The sequence below is a fragment of the Turicibacter sp. GALT-G1 genome (assembly GCF_025594995.1).
Lineage (GTDB): Bacteria > Bacillota_I > Bacilli_A > MOL361 > Turicibacteraceae > Turicibacter > Turicibacter bilis.
The window spans coordinates 20,311-28,060 of sequence record NZ_JAMQUS010000092.1; the positions used below are offsets into that span (position 1 = coordinate 20,311).

Sequence of the window (7,750 nt, forward strand, 5' to 3'; positions counted from 1 at the left end):
GGAAGACTCCATGTTCTTCCTACCATTTACTTCTCTATAATCTATCAGATTCAATTTCCCTTGTCAATGACCGTTTCGTGTTCTGCGATTAAATTAATTTCATCACCTAAGACTTCATGGCGACGACTGAGTTGTTTTAACGTGAGTGTGTCAAAAGCTTTACATTCAATCGCTGCCATTAACTCCATATCACTAATAAAAATGGTCTCAACTTTACGATGATCAACATATAATTGCGAATCAATATTAAAGCCAGCTCCATAAACCATGAGCCCCGCTTCCGTCCACTGATAATCCTCTAATCGTTGTTCATTTAATCCAAAATGAAGTGTTGTTTGATGGGTAGTAAACACCTGATTCGTCAAATAAGCCTTTCCTTCTAGCTGATCATATTGCGACAAACGTAAAATATCTTGATAACATTCATGGTCTTTATAGGTAATATGAAGCTGTTGCATCATGGATAAAGGGATATTCAATGTTTTCATCAGCCAAGTCCCTAATTGATAGCACTCCAATTGTTTCGGAAGTGGATAGTCAAAGCTTGGATGAAAGTGTGAGATAAAATAAGGGACTTCATACGGATTATAGGGATACATCGATTCATCATTTAAAATTGGAAGATTAGGTAAATGATCAGCAAACATCATGAGAATTACCTCTTGCTCAGATGCTTGCAGTTCCTGAATTAAACGATGAATTTCTTGATCGAGCTGATAAATACGCTTCGCATAATCTTGTAGGGCATACTTCATCTCTATGGACATAGGTCCTTCTACTTGTATCAAGGGATGATCATCAGGCGTCTCATCATAAGGCTGATGAGTTCCAACCGTAATCCCGTAAATAAAGGCTTTCTGATCAGTTGCTAATGTTTTTAAAACATAATTGACTAAATCCGTGTCATTCATTTGGGATAAATCATGGGGTACCCCTACTCCACTCATATATTCGATTGGAATATAGCGTGAAAAGCCAAGGTTTTCATATGCTAGATGTCGATTATAAAAATTTCCTTCATAATTATGAATTAACGTTGAGCAGTAGCCCATTCGTTCTAATTGAGAAGCCAATGACTCAACAGGTGTATGTTTTAAAAATGAATGATGCGGAATTTCTCCTGGTTTTAATAGCTCTGCATTCATCGATGTTAAAATAGAGAACTCCGTTTTAGCTGTTCCTCCCCCAAAGGTGGGGACACGCATGACGCCACTTTTTTTCTGCTGCATGAACTTACGAAAAGTTGGAATGGGATCTTGGCTAAATGAGACACCCTCTAATCTTAACGGGTCAAAAAATGATTCGAGCTGTAAGAGAATGATTTGCGGGTGATGGACGGGCAACTTTGAAGAATGATAAGTGATTCCTTTCAAAATTTGACTCATCATCTCTTCGTTATAAGTATCTGGTTTACGGTTAAGATACGGATAAATCGAGTCTGCCATTGCATAGGCAAAACCTCTCTCCTCATCCTCAACCGAAGACGAATCAACAGGCTGTCCTTTCTCGATTCGATTAAAGATGAAGGCAGCAAGTGTCACGTAGATCGACGCTAATAGATAATCAAGAGATTTCACGGAATATTGGATTTGATACCACCCATATCCAATATGGAGAATGATCGCCATTCCAGCAATAATAAGGGCAATCACCCATGGTTTAAAATAATGTGACGATAAACTCAGTCCTTCTTTAATCAGGAAGATATCCGAAAACATTAAAGGGTATCCTCGTAAATGGGTCACAATGGCATTCATGATCGCAAGAAATAACCAAAAAAACGTCATAAATCCAATAAAAAAAAGTTTACGTGAAACAAAGAATGAAAAAACTAACGTTGCAGAGACAATTAATAAATTAATGGCAAAATAACCTGGCCGTTTTCTAACAAAGTTGAAAGCCTTAATGATGGATTGAAATTTAATCATCTCCATGATTAAGGTTAAACTAATTGATAAGAATAACCATCCGATCCAATATTCCATATTCTCCCCCCATAAAAGAACATCTGCTTAAAAATAAAAATTAACACAAAATTTGGTATCTTTCAAGTATCTTCAAGATAAATGATTGTATAAATAGAGTGAAACCCCGATGAGTTTGCCTGTCTTTCAGAGTAGAAAGCATCACCCATCGGGGTTTTAAGTTTATGCATGGGTTGAAATTGACTAAACAGATTCATTCGCAACGTTTTATAGGCTAGATTAAAAATAAACCTTTAACGCTCAATAACTTTTATAATTTTACCTCGGACACGTCCTTCCTCTAAACGAACTTGATTAATTCGAAAGGCGACTTTCATTCCTTCTTTGACCGTGAAAAAAGTTGGGACTGGACAAATGGCGTCTAAATTTGGTGCAATATTCACAAAGCAAGCCCACGGTTTCACGCTACGCACTAACCCATAGACGACCGTTTGTGGTTCAAAATCTTCGATAGTGATTGAAGAGTGACACTCATATTTAGTCACTGCTTGAACGTTGATTTTGAGATTATCATTCACTTTCAACAAACAAACTGAAATTTGATCCCCTTCTTTATACACATCTGAAACTGTCGTATAATCATTGGCAAAATCTTGATTTCTTAAAATCACAGAGACACCGTCAATACTTAAGTAAGCGCCAAAGTAAACTAAGCGGGTAACTTTAGCATCAAACGTTTCTCCTGCCTTTAGACGTTCAATCAGTTCTAATCGTTTTTTATGTTTGACCTCTCGACATGAACCGAGATAAACGTGACGATTAGCATCATACGCTGTAATGATATATTGAAGCCTCGTCCCGATATAATGATTTAAGCCGCCCTTAATCTCATATAATTCGAGTTCTTGACGCGGAATGATCACTTTGTCTCCATCTAAATCTAACCAAACGGCATAATCATTTAAAATGATATCGTATTGAACGAGTCTAACAATGCCTTCTTTAATTTCTTTCTTTGTTTTTAATGGAATCATTTGTTGAGAAAATTGCTCCATTATTTATCCCCCCCACATTTAATCAAAATGATTAAGCGTTATAAAAGCTCGCCTCCTAAAAAGAAAGCGTTTCTAATGATGTTTTACCAATAAGTAGAGCAAAATAAAACTCTCATTTTCATAAATAACGGGTATTTATTTTACATTTTTCGAAAATGAGCGTTCTCTGATTAAACGAAGAGGTAAAAATCAAAAAAACCTACCAACAGGTAGGCTGAATGATTCATAAGGTTATAAAAAAGAACACCGAAGGCCATTTCGGTGTTCTACAAGTAAAAAGGATGTATGATGAGGACATACAAATTTTTTACCTGTAGTCCACGAGATAATCGGTCGTGGGTAGAAACTAGTTAACCATATCTTAACAATTATACAAGTAAAATATTATAACTATTTGGAGTAGGAAATAAATTAATTATTCATTTCCAGAGGTATATAATATCATCATTTGACGTCATTTGCAAGAAATTTATCTCGTTTTTCTCCAAAAACATCATAGAATATTTTGGTAAGGAGAAAGATTGATAGAATCTTCCAAATTAACCAGAAACTGTGCGATTAATTCAATGATTTGCTCAACATCTTTGAGGGATCCCACTTCACTACCTGAATGCATATATCGAAGTGGAATTGAAATAAGAGCTAGTGGAATCCCATCATTTTCAAGATGAATTCGGTCTCCATCTGTTCCAGTACGTCCTGGTGCGGCTTCGTATTGAACAGGGATATTTAATTCTTTAGCTAAAGTCGCTAATCGTTCATTTAACAGGTTATTAATAATTGAGCCATTAGCTAATACCGGCCCGCCACCCACTTCAATTTCTCCGATCGCTTCCGCATTCGCATCAGGATAATCAGTCGCAAAGGTTACGTCAACGACTAAAGCTAACGTTGGTTTCACACGTTTAGCCGCCCAAACCGCCCCACGCATCGTTGTCTCTTCTCCAACGGTTGTCGCACTATAAATACCAACACGTGCGCCTAATTCTTTCGCTCGTCGGAGGGCTTCAATCACAATAAATGCACCTAAACGGTTATCTAACGCACGCCCAGAAATGCACTCATTCATTAATTCACAATAATCCGTGGCTGCTACAACATAATCACCAGGTTTAACAACCTTTAATGCTTCTTCTTTTGAACTTGCCCCTAAATCAATGAACAAATCAGTTGCTTCTAACGATTTATTTTTAAGAAGTGAGCGATTCACCCCAACCACTCCATTGACGATGCCAGATGACGTTAAAATTTGAACTTTCTGTCCTAAATAAAGAGCCGGACGAATTCCACCCACATTGGTTACTTTTAATAGCCCAGCATCGGTAATCATCGTCACCATGAGTCCAATTTCATCGACATGTCCTGCTAATAACACCTTACAAGGTGAATGAGGATTTAAAACACTAATCACATTTCCTGTGACGTCTGTCTCAAAGGTGTCAACAGTCTCTTTCATGTAATGGATGATCTTCTTTTGTAAGTCAAATTCAGCCCCTGATGGAGAGGGGGTTTGAATCATTTCATATAAAAAGTCTTTATTCATTTCGGTTACTCCTTTATTAAATTAATTCCCAAACAATCGTGACGTAATCAGTGGCACTGATATCTTGAGGTTGTAAATCCATCATGGCCATTGAATAATTAGCACTCTCACTTAATAGGAGTTCACGTGGTTGATAACTGATGGTGCTCCAATCATAATCAATCACTTGAATCGGTCCTAATGTCACACCCGCTGCTTGTGCTAAAACATTCGCCTGCTCAGTTGCCTGCTTAACGGCATCCTGAAGAATTAACGATTTTAACGCGGATTCATTTTTTAATTGATACTGAATGGAGAACTCTGGATGCGCTGGGCAATTACTAATGACTTGAATGACGTCGCCAAGTTTTTCATGATTAAAATCAAATCCAAACGTTAAACGATGTCTGACAATGTAACCTCGAAAAACACGAACATAATTCCCCTCTTCGTCTTTCACTTGCTCATAATCCGTATCGACTGTAAAACTACTTGTTTTTAAGTCTTCTTTTTTAAAACCAATCCCCTCAAGACAATGCTGTAATTCTTCAAGCTTTTGACTAGCCAACTCGATGGCTTGGTCATACTGTTCATCTCTCGATTCTAAATACAGTGGAATCTCAATATAATCTGGCGGTAAAGACGCTTGCCCCGTTCCTTTCACCGTTATCGTCCGTTGTTTCATCCCATTCCCCCTTCTTTATGATTTATGCCTATTATAGCATACCTTACGTGGTTTAACCAAAAATGACCAAAATAAAAATGATATCCAAAAGGTAGGATGGATATCATTTTCGCAAATTCGTTTAGATGATTGATTCTCTCTCATAATCGCCTAGTTGAAAATCCTTTTCAATATAATAACTTCCCCACTCTACGTTTACTACCAAATCTGGGCACTTGCATGCGATCGTCTCCGGCATAGGATTAAAGGCACGAACTAATTCAGGATAAATCGCTTGATCATAATCTTTTTCATTTAAATCAAATTCAATCTCATCCGAAAGGTGGTGTGTGCCGTAATAAACCATATAATTCACTCGGTATTTGAGTACCTCTTTATTCAAACGTTGGTATAAGCGAGTTTTATGCTTTAAATTTGAACTAGAAAATTTCCAACATTCATGACTTTGAACCTCAGGTGTTAGAAAAAAAACAGGATCACCTTCATTTTCATCAACCCCCATGGAATAACGATACTCGCCAGATTTTTGAATCCACTCTAAGTAGAGCTTCATTTGTTCTTTTGGACCCCTGACCCGGACCTCTACACAATTTTCAATTTCTCTCATAGTCTCTCCCCCTTCATCTCTTATTTATATATTATACTCTATTTTATAATAAAAAAGGTAATTAATACCAAACATGTATAACGTTAGTTAATTTTATTAATTATTTGAATTCAAGTAGAAAATCTCCATCTTTAGACAGATTGGATAAACAAAAAAGCTATCGCAAATGATAGCTCTTTTGTGTTATATACTCTAATCTATTTAGATTCTAGTTTTTCTAAACGGTTCTTATAAAACTCTTGTTTTCTAAGTTCGATGGCATCTTTGATGTGTTGAATAAATAACAGATTCTCTTGGTATGGGGCTAAAGAATTAGTTAAATACATAAACTCCTCATCCGAACTAAAGAATTCAGATTCACTTTGGCACAAGAAGTGTACTGGATTTTTGCGTGCTAGTTTAACGTATTCTGCTTTTCCCCACTCCTTAAAGGTTTGGCTGTTTTTGTCACGTAATAAATCGACGGCATTTGATCCATGAGAATAAAAATCTTTAAATGATTCATATAAATCATCATCATTAATTTTTAATTCTAAGCGCCCGTTTTTAATAAATGCAAGTATCGTTGGTAACTTATATGTTTTTGACATCGATGTTTTCTCGATCATATTGATAAAGTTGACAGCTGGAGTATCTAACCAGGCTATCTCTTCGTCACTTAAATCATTCTGATTCTTTAAGAAGTTTAAGTAGTTTTTAAACGGATTGATTTTAGCTTTGGATTTGATATTTAAATAAATCGTTTCATCCATATAGGTAAATAGCTCAGTACGTGAGGGACGATGACCTAACTCGGCTTTGATTCGTTCATATTCTTCAACTAAAAGCTTCTCTATTTTAATTGATGAGCGATCCATTTTCTCAAATAAGTCAATTAAGCGGAAATCAAAATCCATGATGCAATCTTCTGGTAATAAGGATTCTTCTTTAATGACATCACTTGCTTTCTTGAATTGTGACTTTGATGCACCAGTCATTAAATAAGGTGAAAAGTTTGCTTTTTTATAGTTCCCAATAAAATCAAGGACATTTAAATAGTGCTTATCCTTATATAAACGTAACCCATGTCCTAATTGTTGTAAAAAAATCGTTGGTGATTCTGTTGGACGTAACATCATGACCATATCTAAAGAAGCAATATCTAGCCCTTCATTAAACATATCCACTGAAAAAATCACATTAATTTCACCTTTAACTAGTTTACTTAATGCTTTTTCTCTTGCCGTATTATGAACTCCTTCATCTCCACTGTACACAGCACAGGCGCTTACCCCGTGCTTCACAAAGTAATCTGCCATAAATTCTGCATGATGTTTACTCATACAAAATCCCATCGCACGTGTTGAACGATACTTTTTATAATGACTGAAAATTAAATCAGCGCGCTTATGAATACTTAATGCCTCTTCAAGTTGAGTGGTTTGATATTTCCCATTACGATAGTCAATCGTCTCATAATTTACTGTTTCATCAAAGATAGCATAATATCTAAACGGAACTAACCACCCTTGGTTAATAGCTTTTTTAAGGGGTGCTTCATAAACTAAATTATAATCACAAATTGCTAACACATCTTTACTGTCTAATCGCTCAGGTGTTGCGGTTAATCCTAAAAGGAATTTTGGTTTAAAATATTGAATAATATTTTGATAGTTTTGAGCCACCGCATGATGAAACTCATCCACAATGATATAATCGAAGTAATCAGGTTGAAATAGTTTCAAACTATCATTTTTACCTAAACTTTGAACAGATGCAAAAATAATGTCTTTAGTCGTATCTTTTTGAGTCCCGATAAAGAAACCACGTTCACTCATGGGACGAACATTTTTAAAACTCTTCTCTGCTTGTTTCAAGATTTCCTCACGATGCGCCACAAATAAAATACGTCTATACTCACGTGAATCAAAGGCAGCTAAATACGTCTTCCCAATTCCAGTAAGTGCCCCTTTTGAA

The 7,750-nt window shown here is 36.1% G+C and carries 6 protein-coding genes and 1 riboswitch; all 6 genes read right to left on the reverse strand.

The window, feature by feature from the left end; translation table 11 throughout:
- Nucleotides 1–50: 50 nt before the first annotated feature.
- A complete protein-coding gene (locus tag NEH74_RS12995; protein WP_055305095.1) occupies nt 51–1,985 on the reverse strand; it encodes an LTA synthase family protein in 1,935 nt (644 codons plus the stop codon).
- A 233-nt stretch (nt 1,986–2,218) separates the two neighbouring features.
- Nucleotides 2,219–2,980 carry a S1 RNA-binding domain-containing protein gene (locus NEH74_RS13000; protein ID WP_055305093.1) on the reverse strand — a complete coding sequence of 254 codons (762 nt, stop codon included), beginning with the start codon at nt 2,978–2,980 and terminating at the stop codon, nt 2,219–2,221.
- A gap of 294 nt (nt 2,981–3,274) precedes the next feature.
- A riboswitch (purine riboswitch) is annotated at nt 3,275–3,376 on the reverse strand.
- 97 nt (nt 3,377–3,473) lie between these two features.
- Nucleotides 3,474–4,523, reverse strand: coding sequence for a M42 family peptidase (locus NEH74_RS13005; protein ID WP_055305091.1), 1,050 nt, complete (start codon nt 4,521–4,523; stop codon nt 3,474–3,476).
- Between the two features lie 16 nt (nt 4,524–4,539).
- Nucleotides 4,540–5,187, reverse strand: coding sequence for an SIMPL domain-containing protein (locus tag NEH74_RS13010; protein ID WP_055305089.1), 648 nt, complete (start codon nt 5,185–5,187; stop codon nt 4,540–4,542).
- Nucleotides 5,188–5,308: 121 nt separating this feature from the next.
- Nucleotides 5,309–5,794, reverse strand: coding sequence for a hypothetical protein (locus tag NEH74_RS13015; protein ID WP_055305087.1), 486 nt, complete (start codon nt 5,792–5,794; stop codon nt 5,309–5,311).
- 197 nt (nt 5,795–5,991) lie between these two features.
- Nucleotides 5,992–7,750 (reverse strand): DEAD/DEAH box helicase (locus tag NEH74_RS13020; RefSeq protein ID WP_262941450.1); only part of this gene is annotated, 1,759 nt, incomplete at its 5' end.